General features: G+C 71.7%; 12 protein-coding genes and 1 tRNA gene. 7 read left to right on the forward strand and 6 right to left on the reverse strand.

What is annotated here, in order from left to right; genetic code table 11:
• The first annotated feature begins 81 nt into the window (after nt 1–81).
• A complete protein-coding gene (gene corA / locus ACZ4TO_RS34020) occupies nt 82–1080 on the forward strand; it encodes a magnesium/cobalt transporter CorA (RefSeq protein ID WP_385042572.1) in 999 nt (332 codons plus the stop codon).
• Nucleotides 1081–1093: 13 nt separating this feature from the next.
• On the opposite strand, the gene ACZ4TO_RS34025 is transcribed toward corA, so the two are convergent.
• Both ACZ4TO_RS34025 and ACZ4TO_RS34030 read right to left on the reverse strand, forming a co-directional pair.
• Nucleotides 1094–1882, reverse strand: coding sequence for a ferritin-like domain-containing protein (locus ACZ4TO_RS34025; RefSeq protein ID WP_382789243.1), 789 nt, complete (start codon nt 1880–1882; stop codon nt 1094–1096).
• Nucleotides 1883–2109: 227 nt separating this feature from the next.
• The gene (locus ACZ4TO_RS34030; RefSeq protein WP_382789246.1) at nt 2110–3165 is read right to left on the reverse strand and encodes an LLM class F420-dependent oxidoreductase; all 1056 of its coding nucleotides are present in this window, start codon (nt 3163–3165) and stop codon (nt 2110–2112) included.
• A gap of 144 nt (nt 3166–3309) precedes the next feature.
• On the opposite strand from ACZ4TO_RS34030, the gene ACZ4TO_RS34035 reads away from it, so the two are divergent.
• Together ACZ4TO_RS34035 and ACZ4TO_RS34040 are read left to right on the forward strand one after the other, a co-directional pair.
• Nucleotides 3310–4293: an aldo/keto reductase gene (locus tag ACZ4TO_RS34035; protein WP_382789248.1), complete on the forward strand. Its 984-nt coding sequence runs from the start codon at nt 3310–3312 to the stop codon at nt 4291–4293.
• Nucleotides 4290–6575 (forward strand): helix-hairpin-helix domain-containing protein, encoded by a 2286-nt coding sequence (locus tag ACZ4TO_RS34040; protein ID WP_468026226.1) that lies wholly within the window; start codon nt 4290–4292, stop codon nt 6573–6575. Before ACZ4TO_RS34035 ends, ACZ4TO_RS34040 begins: the two co-directional genes overlap by 4 nt.
• Nucleotides 6576–6983: 408 nt before the next feature.
• Here ACZ4TO_RS34040 and ACZ4TO_RS34045 read toward each other — a convergent pair whose 3' ends face one another.
• On the reverse strand, nt 6984–7682 hold the full coding sequence (locus tag ACZ4TO_RS34045; protein WP_385042575.1) for a hypothetical protein: 699 nt from the start codon (nt 7680–7682) through the stop codon (nt 6984–6986).
• Nucleotides 7683–7729: 47 nt separating this feature from the next.
• On the opposite strand from ACZ4TO_RS34045, the gene ACZ4TO_RS34050 reads away from it, so the two are divergent.
• On the forward strand, nt 7730–7918 hold the full coding sequence (locus ACZ4TO_RS34050) for a DUF5703 family protein (RefSeq protein ID WP_081223519.1): 189 nt from the start codon (nt 7730–7732) through the stop codon (nt 7916–7918).
• Nucleotides 7919–8149: 231 nt separating this feature from the next.
• Here the strand turns inward: ACZ4TO_RS34050 and ACZ4TO_RS34055 are convergent, their stop codons facing one another.
• From ACZ4TO_RS34055 to ACZ4TO_RS34065, 3 genes are all read right to left on the reverse strand, one after another.
• Nucleotides 8150–9208 (reverse strand): chaplin, encoded by a 1059-nt coding sequence (locus ACZ4TO_RS34055; protein WP_468026227.1) that lies wholly within the window; start codon nt 9206–9208, stop codon nt 8150–8152.
• A 212-nt stretch (nt 9209–9420) separates the two neighbouring features.
• Nucleotides 9421–9654, reverse strand: a complete 234-nt coding sequence (gene chpH / locus ACZ4TO_RS34060; protein WP_359021972.1) for a chaplin ChpH — start codon at nt 9652–9654, stop codon at nt 9421–9423.
• Between the two features lie 215 nt (nt 9655–9869).
• Complete coding sequence (locus tag ACZ4TO_RS34065) at nt 9870–11195, reverse strand: M20/M25/M40 family metallo-hydrolase (RefSeq protein WP_468026228.1); 1326 nt, start codon at nt 11193–11195, stop codon at nt 9870–9872.
• A gap of 225 nt (nt 11196–11420) precedes the next feature.
• Here ACZ4TO_RS34065 and ACZ4TO_RS34070 point away from each other — a divergent pair.
• From ACZ4TO_RS34070 to ACZ4TO_RS34080, 3 genes are all read left to right on the forward strand, one after another.
• Nucleotides 11421–11508, forward strand: a tRNA-Leu gene (locus ACZ4TO_RS34070).
• Between the two features lie 356 nt (nt 11509–11864).
• The gene (locus ACZ4TO_RS34075) at nt 11865–12890 is read left to right on the forward strand and encodes a glycoside hydrolase family 11 protein (protein ID WP_468026229.1); all 1026 of its coding nucleotides are present in this window, start codon (nt 11865–11867) and stop codon (nt 12888–12890) included.
• 35 nt (nt 12891–12925) lie between these two features.
• Nucleotides 12926–13921, forward strand: coding sequence for a polysaccharide deacetylase family protein (locus ACZ4TO_RS34080; RefSeq protein ID WP_468026230.1), 996 nt, complete (start codon nt 12926–12928; stop codon nt 13919–13921).
• Nucleotides 13922–14232: the final 311 nt, after the last annotated feature.

Consider the following 14232-nt stretch of genomic DNA (forward strand, 5'->3'; position numbering starts at 1 on the left):
GCGGCCGCCGGTGTGCGGTGAGCCCAGTGGAAAGCGGCCCCCGGTGTGCGGCGGGGCCATGACGGCGGGAGAATGCGCACCGTGATCGTCGACTGCGCCATCTATCGTGACGGCCGCCGGACCGAGGGCGCCGACGACCTCTCCGAGGCGCTGGCCCAGTGCCGTGCCGGGGGCCACGCGTTCGTGTGGATCGGCCTGCACGAGCCGACGGAGAAGGAGTTCGACCTGGTCACGCAGGAGTTCGGGCTCCACCCGCTGGCGGTCGAGGACGCCCTCAAGGCCCATCAGCGCCCCAAGCTGGAGGTGTACGAGGACTCGCTGTTCATGGTCCTCAAGCCGGTGTCGTACGAGCCGCAGAGCGACACGGTCACCTCGGGCGAGGTCATGGTCTTCGTGGGCGACTCGTTCGTGGTGACCGTGCGGCACGGTGAGGAGTCGCCGCTGCAGGCGGTCCGGCGGCGGCTGGAGTCGGATCCGGAGACGCTGCGGCACGGGCCGACGGCGGTGCTCCACTCGATCGCGGACGCCACCGTGGACCACTACCTGGACGTGGCGACCGAACTCGGCACCGACCTGGAGGAGCTGGAGGCGGAGGTCTTCTCGCCCCATCTCGGCGGCTCGCGGCACACCGCCTCGCGGATCTACGCGTTCAAGCGGCAGGTCCAGGAGTTCCGCCGGGCTACCGTGCCGCTGGCGATGCCGCTGTCCCGGCTCGCGGGCTCGGGCCTGAAGACGGCGGACGTGCCCTTCGTCGACGGCGAGGCGCAGCCCTTCTTCCGTGACGTCAACGACCACCTGCTGCGGGTCAACGAGTCCGTGGAGAGCCTGGACCGGCTGGTGTCCGACATCCTGTCGGCGCATCTCGCGCAGATGAGCGTGCGGCAGAACGACGACATGCGGAAGATCTCGGCGTGGGCCGCCATGGCCGCGGTCCCCACGATGATCGCGGGGATCTACGGCATGAACTTCGATCACATGCCCGAGCTGCACTGGCTGTGGTCGTATCCGGCGGTGATCGGGGGCATGGTCGTCCTGGAGTTCGCGCTGTACCGGTTGTTCAAGCGGCGGGGCTGGCTGTAGCTCCGCGCGCGGTTCAGGCGAATTCCGGTGCCGGGGTGGCGGGGCCGTTCAGGGCGCCGCGCCGCTCGGGCATCTCCAGGGTGACCATCCGGCGCCAGCCCGCGGCGCGCTCGTAGGCGTACACGGCGTGGATGCCCGCGGCGAGGACGGCCGCCTTGGCCCGGGACCAGCCGAGGAGGCGGCCCATGTGGGCCATCACGGCGAGGCTGACGTCCCGGTAGATGCGGATCTCGGCGAGCGCGCACTCGCGCAGGGCCCGCTGGATGGCGCGGCCGTGTCCCGCGTAGGCGAAGCGCAGCAGTTCCTCGTGGCAGTAGGCGAGGTGGTTGTCCTCGTCGGCCGAGATCATCCGTACCGCGCGGCCGATGTCGGGGTGGTCGGCGAAGTGCTTGCGCAGCAGGTCCATCTGCTCGGAGGCGCGCTGCTCGGTGACCCGGCTGTGGGCCAGATAGGTGACGATGTCCTGCACGGTGAGGGGCTGGTCCCCCTTGAGCTTGTCGTGCGCGAGGCCGATGCCGTGGCGTTCCAGGAGCATCGTGTAGTCGGTGTCGGACGGCACCTCGACGGGTTCGAGGCCGCGCTTCTTCAGGAGGGCGTTGAAGATCCGTCCGTGCTTGTCCTCGTCGGCGCCGTGCCGGGCGATCTTGGGGGCGAGGGCGCGTTCGCCCGGCGGGACCAGCGCGGCGATCCGGGCGTTCTCCCAGCCGCCCTGCGACTCGCCGCTCGCGGCGATGGAGCAGAAGAGGCGGTACGACTCGTCGTTGTCGAGGATTTCCTGGAACAGGCTCTTGGCGGACAGCATGGTTGACACCCTCTCTGCAGAGTTGTGCAGAAAACGAGTCAAATGGGTCGTCCGGGGCCCGGCAACCGATGTGTCCGACAAATCGGCCGAACGATGGACGGCGCGGCGGCCCCGCACGCGTAACCAAGGGGCCGTCGGCGCGTTGTTCTCCGTGACGGCCGTGGCGGGGAAGACCCCCGAGCCCCCACCACGGCCGCAGAAACCTCCCGGCGGCGATTCAGCCGGGGTTACGCGAGTCCGGCCCGCTCCAGGGCCTCGGTGCCGGCCCGCAGCGAGGCGAGCCGGTCCTCCAGCGTGAAGCCCGCGGGGGCCAGCGTGAGCGTGGTGACACCGACGGCGGCGTACGCCTTCATGCGGTCGGCGATGCGGTCCACCGAGCCGAGCAGGGTCGTCTGGTCGATCAGGGCGTGCGGGACGGCGGCCGCGGCGGCCTCCTTGTCGCCGGACAGGTACTTGTCCTGGATCTCGGCGGCTTCCTTCTCGTAGCCCATGCGCTGCGCGAGCTGGTTGTAGAAGTTCTGCTTGCGGCTTCCCATGCCGCCGACGTACAGGGCGGTGTACGGGCGGAACATGTCGGCGAGCGCGGGGACGTCCTTGTCGGCGCCGACGGCGAGCGGCAGGGTCGGGCAGACGTCGAACCCTTCCAGCGTCTTCCCGGCCTTCTCGCGGCCCGCGCGCAGGTAGGTGAGCGCGGTGTCCTCGATGTGCTCGGCCGAGGGGAAGATGAGCAGCGCGCCGTCCGCGATCTCGCCGGTCTGCTCCAGGTTCTTCGGGCCGATCGCGGCGATGTACAGCGGGATGTGCTCACGCTCCGGGTGCACGGTCAGCTTGAGCGGCTTGCCGGGGCCGCCGGGCAGCGGCAGGGTCCAGTGCTCGCCCTCGTACGACAGCCGCTCGCGCGTCATGGCCTTGCGCACGATCTCCACGTACTCGCGGGTGCGGGCCAGCGGCTTGTCGAACTTGACGCCGTACCAGCCCTCGGAGACCTGCGGGCCCGAGACGCCGAGGCCGAGGCGGAAGCGGCCGCCCGACAGCGAGTCCAGCGTCGCGGCGGTCATCGCGGTCATCGCGGGCTGGCGCGCCGGGATCTGGAAGATGGCCGAACCGACGTCGATCCGCTCGGTCTGGGCGGCGACCCAGCTCAGCACGGTGGCCGCGTCGGAGCCGTAGGCCTCGGCGGCCCAGCAGACGGCGTATCCGAGCCGGTCGGCCTCCCGGGCGACGGCGAGGTTGTCCGCGTCCATTCCGGCGCCCCAGTAGCCGAGATTGATGCCGAGCTGCATGGCCGATCCCCTTACTGATCAGTAACGTCCCTTGTGTCCGAGACCCTAGCGTGCGGGCGCCCCCGGCGGGGAGCGGCCTTCCGCCGGATTTCCGTTGTCCACAGGCCCCCACACCGCCGGTGCCGGACAGTAATCTCGGCGTCCATGGAGCAGAGGCATCTCGGCCGTACCGGCCTGCGTGTTTCCCGGATCGGGCTCGGCACCCTCACGTGGGGGCGGGACACCGACGAGCATGACGCCGCGGACCTCTTGAAGACGTTCTGGGAAGCGGGCGGGAACCTCGTCGACACGGCGGACGTGTACGGCGACGGGGAGGCGGAGTATCTCCTCGGGCAGCTCATGGAAGGGCTCGTCCCGCGCCGTGACCTGGTCATCTCGACGAAGGCGGGGAGCGTGCGCGAGCCGGACCGCCGCTTCGACGGCTCGCGCAGTCATCTCCTGTCGGCCCTGGACGCCTCGCTCGCCCGCCTGGGCACCGACTACGTGGACGTGTGGCACGTGCACGCCTACGACTCCCACACGCCGCTCGACGAGACCCTCCAGGCCCTCGACCTGGCCGTCGCCAGCGGCCGCGCGCGCTACGCCGGCGTGTCCAACTTCTGCGGCTGGCAGCTCGCCAAGGCCGCGACCTGGCAGATCTCGGCACCCGGTATACGCACGCGGCTGGCCAGTACGCAGATGGAGTACTCCCTGCTGCAGCGCGGCATCGAGCGTGAGGTGCTGCCCGCCGCCCTCGACCTGGGCATCGGCCTGCTGCCCTCCTCGCCGCTCGGGCGCGGTGTGCTCACCGGCAAGTACCGGGCCGGGACACCGGCCGACTCCCGGGGCGCGTCCGAACACCTCGCGCCCTTCGTGGCGCCCTATCTCGACGAGACGGCGAGCAGCGTCGTGGAGGCGGTGTCGACCGCGGCGGACGGTCTCGCCGTGACCCCGCTGCAGGTGGCGCTCGCCTGGGTCCGCGACCGGCCCGGGGTCGTCGCGCCCGTCGTCGGCGCGCGCAACGCACAGCAGCTCACGGCCGCGTTGTCAGTGGAGGCGCTTAGTCTTCCTGACGAGATCTGCCGGGCGCTCGACGACGTGTCGGCCCCGGTGCACCACTATCCCGATCACGACTGGAGCACGCTGTGAGCACGGAGCCCGAGACCACTCAGGACGCGGAGCCGGGGACGCCGGGCGCGGAGTCGGCCGCCGGCGCCTCCGAGCCGACGGGCGAGGGCGTGGACCGGGCGGCCGAGCCCTCCGGGGACGGGGACGTCTCCGCCGACGAGAGCACGGGCGAGGGCGAGGGCACAGGCGAGGACACAGGCGAGGGCACGGGCGCCGAGGGGGCCGGGACGGCCGAAGGTGCCGCTCAGGTGTCCGAGGCGGCCGCGGAGCTCGCGGCCCAGCGGGTGGAGCGGGAGCGGATCGAGCGGCGCAAGGCGGAGAAGCGGGCGCCCATCGAGGCCGGCACCAAGCTCAGCGGCACGGCCGCGGACCTGCTCGCCGCGGTACGGGCCGTGGAGAGCGGCGAGAAGCCCGTGGCCACCGCCTTCCGCGAGCCGGATCCCGCTCCGCGCCGGGCCGCCCCGGAGCCCGTACGGCGACCGCAGCCGGTCGCGGCGCCGACCGCGCCGGCCCCGGGAGCGCCCCCGGAGGCCGTCGCCGCCGTCCGTGCCGTGCTGGCCGGGGCCGGCGCCCCCGAGGGGCTCGCGGCCCAGGTCGTCACGGTTCTGGGCGAGGGCGCGGACGACCGGCTCCGCGAGGACCCCTGGCAGTTGCTGCGGGTGCCCGGGGTGCGGCCCGAGCAGGCCGACGGGTTCGCGCGGGCGCTGCTCGGCGCCGAGTGCGGTCCGGACGACGAACGCCGTGGCACGGCGCTGACCGTGTGGCTGCTGGAGCAGGCCGCCGTCGCCGGGCACACCGCTCTGGACGCCCCGGCGCTGATCGCGGCGCTCTCCCAGCGCTCGGTGCCCGACCCGGACACGGCCGTGCAGAGCGCCGTCGCGGAGGGCGAGGCCCTGGTCTTCCAGGACGCGCTGGACTCCGCTCCCCCGGCCGCGGCGGCCGCGGACGACGACGCGGAGGAGCCGCAGGAGCGCCCGGTGCGGATCCTGATCGGCCTGGAGCGGTACGCACTCGCGGAGGAGAGCCTGGCCGACGGACTCGCCCGGCTGGTGAACTCGGTGCCGAAGGAGGACGGTTCGGCCGCCGGCTGGGAGCGGGAGGCCGCCTCGGCACCCCGCTCGGCGGGGGAGCTGATCCGCGCGGGCGGCGCCCACGGCCTGGTGCTGCACACCGGCGGCGAGGCCTCGCGGGCCGAGGTCGCGGCGCTGCTGCACGCGGCCCGCGCGCTCGGACTGCGCGGCTGGGCCGCCGCACACACCTCCGGCGGGCGCGACGACTTCGCCGCCCGACTGGCCCGGCACGAGCCGGCGGACGGCGCCGCGGACCGCCCCACGGGCGGCGAGGCGACCGGAGCCGCCACGGTCGCCGGGCTGCTCTCCGGCGCCGAGGGCCCGGGCCGGGACGCGGACGGTGCCCTGGACCTGGACGTCCTGGTCGTCCTGGACGCGCCGCAGCTCGACGTCGAGACGGCGGCCATGCTCGCGGAGTCGCTGCCGGACGGGGCGCGGCTCGTGCTGAGCGGTGATCCGGGTGTGCTGTGGTCGGCGGGCCCCGGCCGGGTCTTCGCGGACCTGATCGCCGCGCGGGCATGCCCGCAGGTGGCCTCGCGGACCCCCGATCCCGGGCCCATCGGCGAGCTGGTATCCGGGATCGGCATCGGCGAGCTCAACCAGGTCGAGGCGCCCGGCAAGGAGGTGGTGATCGTCCCGGTGCGTGACGCGGGCGAGGCGGTCCACCGGACGGTTCAGCTCGTCGCGGACTCGGTGCCGCGTGCGATCGGCGTGCCGGCCGAGCAGACGCAGGTCATCACCCCGGGGCACGGCGGCCCGGTCGGCACCCGCGCACTGAACACCGCCCTCAAGGAGCGGCTGAACCCCGGTCCCGGCCGCTTCGGCGGGTTCGACCCGGGCGACCGGATCGTCCACTCCCCCGCACCGGGCCGTTCACTGCCGGGCCGGGTGGTGCGGGCCGACGCCGAGGGACTGCACCTGGACTGCTCGGGCACCCCTGTGGTCGTGCCGAAGGACCGGGTGGAGCAGACCGTGCGGCACGGCTGGGCGCTCACCGCGCACCAGGCGGTGGGGCTGCGCTGGCCGGCCGCCGTCGTGGTGCTGCCCGGTGACGCCGCCGGGGCCCTGACCCGGCCCTGGGTCTACACGGCCTTCGGGCGGGCCGAGCGGCACCTCTCCGTCGTGCACGGAGTCGAGCAGGCCCTGCCGCACGCGGTGGCCGAGGTCCCCCAGAAGCCCCGCACGACCCGCCTTCAGGCCCTGCTGAAGGCGCAGACGCCTACGTCGGCCTGATCGCGCGGCTGATCCGGCCGGGCCGGGGGGCCGGGGCCGCCTTGGGCAGGTCCAGGGGGCCACGGCCGGCAGCCGTGGGGCCGGGCAGCCTTGGTCGGGCCGCCGGGCGGCCGCGGGCCCCAAGCGACCTTGAAGCCGAGCGACCGGGCCCAAGCGGCCTTGAAGCCTGGCGACCGGGTGCCAGGCGACTTGAGGCCGGGCGGCTGCGGAGCCGGGCTGCCCTGGGACCCGGGCAGTCCTGAGGCCGGCGCCCCTGGGCCCGGGCGGCCGTCAGGCGCGGCCGCGGAACCGGGCTGCCGAGAGCCGGGCAGTCGCGCGGTCGGGCGCCGGTCCGGCCACGAACGTGCGAGTGGCGGCCACCGAGGGTCGGTGGCCGCCACTTGCGGGGCACGTGCGTGCCGGGGTGGGTCAGCGATCCGCGTCCAGGCGGTCCTCGGAGTCGATGTCCGCGCCGGAGCCGAGGTCGTCGTCCAGGTCGTCGTCGTCCGACTCCTCGTCGAAGACCGAGCTGACGTCGAAGCGGCAGACCACCCGCTGCGGGTCGATCGACTCGAAGGGCGTCTCCAGCCATTCACCCGGCTCGGCCGGTTCGTCGGCGGCGGTCACCCACAGCGTGGAGTCGCCCTCCTCCAGCCCGAACTCCTTGTGCCGGCTGGCGATCTCGTCGGGCTCGAACTCTCCGAAGAGGACCCCCAACGCACCGTGAACGGTGCCGGCCGCCGCGTCGAAGCCCTCGTCGGCGGTGGCGCCGTCCTCCTCCACCGCCTCCACCCGCTGGGCCTGCGCCAGCAGCCGCTGGGGCTCCACCACCGCGTAGTCCCGGCGGATCACCACGCTCAGCGCGTTCGGCTCCTCGGGCCCCGTGTAGGGAGGCAGCGTGTCGTCACCGCCGGGGATCTCGAAGGGCGTGACCTCGTCGTAACGGTCGTAGAGGAGCTCGTCGTACTCCTCGGCCGCCGCGGCGAGCTCGTTGAAAGCCTCGTAGACGTCCGGGTCGTCATCGCCCGTCCTGCGCTCGACCGCCGCGAGGTGGCGGTCGAGTGCGGTCTTGACAGCCTCTGCGGCGGCGCGTACCTCGGCAGCGGTGGGCTGCACAGCATCAGACATAGTGCAGACGCTATCCGTACTGGGCCTCTGCCCGCACAATAGATGCGATGCCGGAATACGAATTTGTCGACGTGTACGTACCTCGCGGGGTCTCCCGCAAGGAGACGACACGTCTGCTGACGGACCATGCCGAGTACGGACACTGGGAGTTGGACCGCCTGAGCCTGCTCCGTGACGGCAGCCGCAGAGTGCGGTTGCGCCGCCGGATCATCCGCCAGGTACGCGCCACGTGGTGACACAAGGCCGCTGAACCGGTGCGGGCCCCGCCATCGCGAGGCCCGCACGGTCACTCACGTCACCGGGAAGGCCGGGGCGCCTCGGTCGCAGCCGTGCCGCGCAGCGATCAGTCCTGCGCGCGTGAGATCACGCCCGCTCCCCGCTCCCCGCTCCCCGCTCCCCGCTGTGATCATCGCAACTTCTCCGGCCGCGCTACCGCTCGATCTCTCCGGCCGCGCGACGTCGCCGCGTCACGCAGCGGCACGCGCCCGGCGGTAGAGCACGGCGCCGGCCAGCAGCGCGGCGGCTGCCGCGGGTACGGCAGCTCCGACCGGCAGGTCACTGCCGGTGTGGGCCAGCTCGGCCCCTCCGTCCACGGCCGGCGTCCGCACGACGGCCCCCGAGCCGGTCTGACCGACCTGCACGGCACCGGCCCGGTGCTTGCCACCGCCCGGGGTGGAGGTGCCGGGGTGACCGGAGCCACCGGGGTTGCCCGGGTGACCAGGGGTACCGGGGTTGCCGGGGTGACCCGGGGTTCCGGGCTGACCCGGCTGACCCGGCTGACCCGGCTGACCCGGCTGACCCGGCTGACCCGGCTGACCCGGCTGACCCGGCTGACCCGGATGGCCCGGCTCGCCAGGGTGACCGGGGTGACCGGGCTCGCCCGGGTGTCCGGGGTGCCCCGGGTGACCTGGGTGCTCACAGTCACCGCCGTGCCCAGGGTGCCCCGGGTGACCCGGATGTCCGGGGTGGCCAGGATGACCGGGCTGACCCGGGTGACCGGGGTGGCCGGGCTGACCCGGATGACCGGGATGGCCGGGGTGGCCGGGCTGGTGGCCGCCCGTGCCCGCGCCGTTCGCGCAACTGTCGCCCGCCGCCGCGTTGCCGATCCCGATGACGTTCACGCTGTTGCCGCAGAGGTTCAGGGGGACGTCGACCGGCGCCTGGACGTGGTTGCCGGAGCCCACGCCCGGCGAGTGGGCGGCGCCGCCGCGGGCCTGCGCGCCGCCGCCGTGACCACCATGACCGCCCTGATGCCCCCGGCCCGCGGACGAACCGCCTCCGCCGCCGTGGTTGACACAGGTGTTGCCCATCGCCGGGTTGAGCAGCCCGACCACGTTCACCGTGTTGCCGCAGACGTTGACCGGCACGTTCACGGGCGCCTGCACGGTGTTGCCCGACAGCACGCCGGGAGAGTTCGACGCGGCGCCGAACGCGCCCGAGTCGGCGTGCGCGGAGACGCTGGTGACCGCGAGGACACCACCGGCCGCCGCCACGGTCATCAGGCCTTTGCGGGTGACCTGTCGCATAGCTGAAATCCCTGCCTTCAGTCCTGGGACGTGGACCAACAGTCCTTGGGACGTGGACCATCGAGAGCACGCGCACGCCAGTGACGTACGCGGGGAAGCCGGTCGGCCCCGGAGCGCATGGCGCGCACTCCGGGGCCGACGGGCTCAGACCTTCACGAAGTGACCCTCATGAGGTGACCCATGGGATCCCCCTCATGGGATGAGGCGCGATGTCAGTGGTTGAAGCAGGTGTTGCCGAAGGCCGGGTTCAGCAGCCCGATCACGGAGACCGTGTTGCCGCAGACGTTCACCGGAACGTGGACGGGCACCTGGATGACGTTGCCGGAGGCGACGCCCGGGGACTGCACAGCGGCTCCCTGGGCACCCGAGTCGGCGACGGCCAGACCCGCACCCGCGAGAACCAGACCACCCGTGGCAGCAGCGGCGGCGACGATCTTCTTGATCATTATTCCTCCTGGTAGGCAAATGCGGTCCAAAGCAGCGGATCGCAACACCTGTAACGAGGAGGGAGTAGTAGAGCTATGGGCTTATGGTCGCATTCACTCGTCCCGGGCGATCTCCGCACGCGCGGTCGAATGCCGGCGTCAACACCCCGCACCTCCCGGGCGGTTCGGCAGGTCAGCCCGCCGACGCCCGGGCGGGACGTGCCGCCGGCGGCACGTCAGGAGGCGTCGATGAATCGGTCCAGCACTCGCACGCCGAACTGGAGAGCGTCCACCGGGACCCGCTCGTCGACCCCGTGGAACATGCCCGCGAAGTCCAGCTCGGGGGGCAGCTTCAGCGGGGCGAAGCCGAAGCAGCGGATGCCGAGATCGGCGAAGGACTTGGCGTCGGTGCCGGCCGAGAGCATGTAGGGCACGGCGCGCGCGATCGGGTCCTCGGCCGAGAGCGCGGTCTGCATGGCGTCGACGAGGGCGCCGTCGAAGCCGGTCTCCAGCGCCTTGTCCGCGTGGACGTCCTCGCGCTTGACCCGGGGACCGAGGATCCGGTCGAGGTCGGCGAGGAACTCCTCCTCGTAGCCCGGCAGATAGCGGCCGTCGACATGCGCGGTGGCCTGCCCCGGAATCACGTTGACCTTGTAACCGGCGCCCAACTGGGTCGGGTTGGCGGTGTTCTGCAGCGAGGCGCCGATGAGCTTGGCGATGCCGCCGAGCTTGGCGAGCGTCTCGTCCATGTTCTCGGGGTCGAGCTCGGTGCCCAGGGCGTCGCCGAGTTCGTCGAGGAAGTGCCGCAGGGTCTTCGTCACCCGCACCGGGAACTTGTGCCGGCCGAGCCGCCCGACGGCCTCGGACAGCTCCGTGATCGCGTTGTCCTTGTGGATCATCGAACCGTGCCCGGCGGTGCCGTCCACGGTCAGCTTCATCCAGTGCATGCCCTTCTGCGCGGTCTCGACGAGGTACAGCCGCAGCTTCTCGTTGACCGTGAAGGAGAATCCGCCCACCTCGCCGATCGCCTCGGTGACGCCCTCGAAGAGGTCCGGGTGCTTGTCCACCAGGTGCCGGGCGCCGAACGTACCGCCGGCCTCCTCGTCGGCGAGGAAGGCGAGGACGATGTCGCGCGGAGGCTTGCGGCCCGTGCGCATCCGCTCCCGTACGACGGCGAGCGTCATGGCGTCCATGTCCTTCATGTCGACCGCGCCACGGCCCCAGACCATCCCGTCGGCGACCTCGCCCGAGAAGGGGTGGTGGGTCCAGTCCGACGCGTTGGCGGGGACGACGTCGGTGTGGCCGTGGATGAGGAGCGCGGGCCGTGAGGGGTCCTCGCCCTCGATACGGGCCACGGTGGAGGCACGGCCCTTGTGCGACTCGAAGATCTGCGGTTCGAGGCCGACCTCGGCGAGCTTCTCGGCGACGTACTCCGCGGCCTCGCGCTCGCCCGGGCCTGAGTGGTCCCCGTAGTTGCTGGTGTCGATCCGGATCAGCTCACGACAGAGGTCCACGACCTCGTCCTCGCCCGTGACGTTCCTGGTCGTGCCGCTCTCGCTCACGCTGGTTCCTCCCACTGTCGCCGCTGGTGGTCCCCCTCATCCTCTCTCCCACCCGCCCTCCTGCCCAAGGGCGGCCCCGGCCCGTCACACGGCGTTCATGCCGGGACGGGGCGCTCACACGGGGACGGGGGGTCACGCCGGGACGGGGGGTGATCTGGGAACCCTCGGAAGCCTGGTAATGTTTCACCTGTCGCCGCGAGGGAAACCCCGCGCGACAGACACCTTGTCCGGGTGGCGGAATGGCAGACGCGCTAGCTTGAGGTGCTAGTGCCCTTTATCGGGCGTGGGGGTTCAAGTCCCCCCTCGGACACCAGCAGGACCCCACTTCGGTGGGGTCTTTTGCATGTCCGGAGTCTTTACCGCGGCACGGCGCGTCTCCAGCCCTTTCCGAATGGTCCGCCGACCGATAGCGCGATCGGGAAATCTTTCGAAACCTTTCGAGAAGTCGAAAGCATTCGCCGATCTCTCCAGCGCCGCCCTCCGAGATCCGCCATCCGGAAACTGTCCAGGCGACCCACTTGAGCTGCCAGAACTCCGCCGTTCGCCATTGCCAGCACTAGCGAATGTTTCGGATTGGACGTCGAAAGTATTGACACTTGACAGGGCCAGTTCAACACTGTGGGCGATTCGCAGCGCGTCACCTCACGGGAACGAGGAGGAAACACGCACATGACCGACGCATCCGCACATCCGCCGGGCCGCCGCAGCGGTCGGCCGGGAACGTTCCGCAACGTCAGGCTGCTCATCAGCGGTGTCTGCACCATGCTGCTGGTCGCCGTGGCCGCGATGACCCTGCCCGGGACCGCCCGGGCCGACACGGTCGTCACGTCGAACCAGACCGGCACCAACAACGGGTACTACTACTCGTTCTGGACCGACAGCAGCGGCACGGTGTCCATGAACCTGGGCTCCGGCGGCAACTACAGCACCTCGTGGAGCAACACCGGGAACTTCGTCGCCGGCAAGGGCTGGAGCAACGGCGGACGCAGGACCGTGACCTACTCGGGCACCTTCAACCCGTCCGGCAACGCCTACCTGTCGCTCTACGGATGGACGTCCAACCCGCTCGTCGAGTACTACATCGTCGACAACTGGGGCACCTACCGGCCCACGGGAACGTTCAAGGGCACCGTCACCACCGACGGCGGCACGTACGACATCTACAAGACGACGCGGACCAACGCGCCCTCCGTCGAAGGCACCCGCACCTTCGACCAGTACTGGAGCGTCCGGCAGTCGAAGCGCACGGGCGGGACCATCACCACCGGCAACCACTTCGACGCCTGGGCCCGCGCCGGGATGAACCTGGGCAGCTTCAACTACTACATGATCCTCGCCACCGAGGGCTATCAGAGCAGCGGCAACTCCAACATCACGGTGGGCGACACCGGATCGGGCGGCGGGTCCGGAGGCGGGGGCGGCGGCTCCGGCGGGTGCGCGGCGGCCCTGTCCGCCGGCCAGCAGTGGAACGACCGCTACAACCTCAACGTCGCCGTCACCGGCTCCAGCAACTGGACCGTGACGATGAACGTGCCGTCCCCGGCGAAGATCCTCTCGACCTGGAACATCAGCGCCAGTTACCCCAGCGCCCAGGTCCTGACGGCCAAACCCAACGGCAGCGGCAACACCTTCGGCGTCACCATCCAGCCCAACGGCAACTGGACCTGGCCCACGGTCTCCTGCAGCACGAGCTGACCCCCCGCCCCCACCAGGCCGAAGGAGCACTTCGCATGAGATCGCGCACCAGACCGGCACGGCTCGGCCCGTTGCGGTCGCTGATCACGGGACTGGCCGTCGTGGCGACGGCCGCCGCGGGCACCCTCGCCCTCGACACCGGACCGGCGCGGGCCGCCACCTGCAACGGGTACGTCGGACTCACCTTCGACGACGGCCCGTCGAGCACCACCTCGACCCTGCTCAACACCCTCAAGCAGAACGGCCTGCGGGCCACGATGTTCAACGAGGGCCAGTACGCGGCGTCCAGCCCGGCCCAGGTACGGGCCCAGGTCGACGCCGGCATGTGGGTGGGCAACCACAGCTACACCCACCCACATCTCGTCCAGCAGAGCCAGGCTCAGATCGACTCCGAGATCTCCCGGACCCAGCAGGCCATCGCCGCCGCCGGCGGCGGGACGCCGAAACTGTTCCGGCCGCCGTACGGGGAGACCAACGCGACGGTGAAGTCGGTCGAGGCCAAGTACGGCCTGACCGAGATCATCTGGGACGTGGACTCGCAGGACTGGAACGGCGCGAGCACCGACGCGATCGTGCAGGCGGCGGGCCGGCTCACCAGCGGCCAGATCATCCTCATGCACGACTGGCCGGCCAACACGATCGCCGCGATCCCGCGCATCGCCCAGGGACTGGCCTCGCGCGGCCTGTGCGCCGGGATGATCTCCCCGGCGACCGGCCGCGCCGTGGCACCGGACGGCGGCGGCACAGGCGGTGGCGGCGGTGGCGGCGGGTGCACCGCGACGCTGTCCGCCGGACAGCAGTGGAGCGACCGGTACAACCTCAACGTCGCCGTCACCGGATCGAGCAACTGGACCGTGACGATGAACGTGCCCGCACCCGAGAAGATCATCGCCACCTGGAACACCACGGCCACCTACCCCAGCGCCCAGGTGCTGACGGCCAAGCCCAACGGCAGCGGCAACACCTTCGGCGTCACCGTTCAGACCAACGGCACGTGGACGTGGCCGACGGTCTCCTGCGCCGCGGGCTGACCTCCGCGACCGCACCGAGGAACAGCGCCGCCCCGCGTCACCGGGCACGGCGGGCGAGGGCCCCGATCACCACTTCCGGGGCCCTCGCTCACTGTGTTCACGGCGTCACGGAAAGATGTGGGGCAGATCTCGTCACGCTGACATATTCCCACGTCACAGCGCTGGAGGAGGGGGTCGGAAGGGCCGCTCGGGAGGGTCTCGCATCGCTGATCCGCAGGTCCGAAGCTAGCGTCGTACTAAAATTGCAGGCTTGTTCGGAGCTGGACCGGAATATCCCCAGGCGTACCTGCGGGCCCACCGGCTCCCCGGAG

The sequence above is a fragment of the Streptomyces sp. NPDC028298 genome, from assembly GCF_055565895.1.